Consider the following 1,004-nt stretch of genomic DNA (forward strand, 5'->3'; position numbering starts at 1 on the left):
TCTATTGGGTCAGTCGTCAATGGTGTGCTTGGCAGTGATAACGTAACCAATTTCCTGAGGGCTGTAGGCATAACGCCAAAGGCAGGGTCGCTGACCAACACGTCGCAGAACTCGAATGATGGAGCCAACAATACGGTACCGGCAGATGCCACGGTAAACCCGAGCATGGGTACTGCTGCCTACTGGAACACGAAGCTTAAGAACCGCGTCTCGATCAGGATTGGCAAATATCTGTTCTTCGACTCAGGGGTTATCACGCTGCCGCCGCCACAGCCCTCACAGCGCCTTGTGCTCGGTCAGTTTATGTCCGGAGTGTTTACCGCTATGGACTATAGGCCCATAGCCCGGTCCGGCATGAACAACAAGATGACTGGCTATCAGAATAGTAGGTATTCCCAATCGTTGATCACTGACGTTCCGAGCACCCAGATAAACACGCTCGAATTCAGACCTGATGCCAGCGCTCCGCTATATAACCTATCGGTTAAAGAGAAGGTGGTACGCGGATATCAGACATTCAGTGGTATAGACGTTGGTAATACACATGCCAACTATGAGCAGGCCCTGTATCAGAATCTTCGGTACGCAAACCTATACTCGCTGGACGTAGAATTTTTGGTTCAGAGTCCTACACAGTTCCAACCGCTCGATACTATGTCCTTCATAGTTGATCAGGAGTACAGCCTTACTGATAAGGCGTACGCAGGCACATGTGCAGTAGTTGGGCGTGCCATTTACATAACCGGTGGCACCTATGCCGAAAAGATATTGGGCACCCGTGTTGGTACCGATAGTCAGTATACGCAGGGTTAATCATGGGATTCAAGACACAGAATGCTAGCGTGGCGGCCACCGAAAACTACGGTAATTCGTACTACTTGGGAACGGTCACCGCCAATAATGACACCACTGGGATGAGCCGTGTACAGGCTAAAGTTCCGGGTCTATACGAAACTGATCAGGGTGAAGTTCCGTGGATCGGAAACATGAAGGACAGTCCGTTC

The 1,004-nt window shown here is 50.5% G+C and carries 2 protein-coding genes; both read left to right on the forward strand.

Annotated elements, in window-relative coordinates:
- The coding region (locus tag AC1RPU_RS07590; protein ID WP_481769578.1) for a hypothetical protein at window positions 1-813 on the forward strand (813 nt) is incomplete at its 5' end.
- A 2-nt stretch (window positions 814-815) separates the two neighbouring features.
- Window positions 816-1,004: hypothetical protein (locus tag AC1RPU_RS07595; RefSeq protein WP_481769579.1), on the forward strand; the 189-nt coding region annotated here is incomplete at its 3' end.

Source organism: Dellaglioa sp. CoH-55-MRSF-7 (assembly GCF_056782235.1).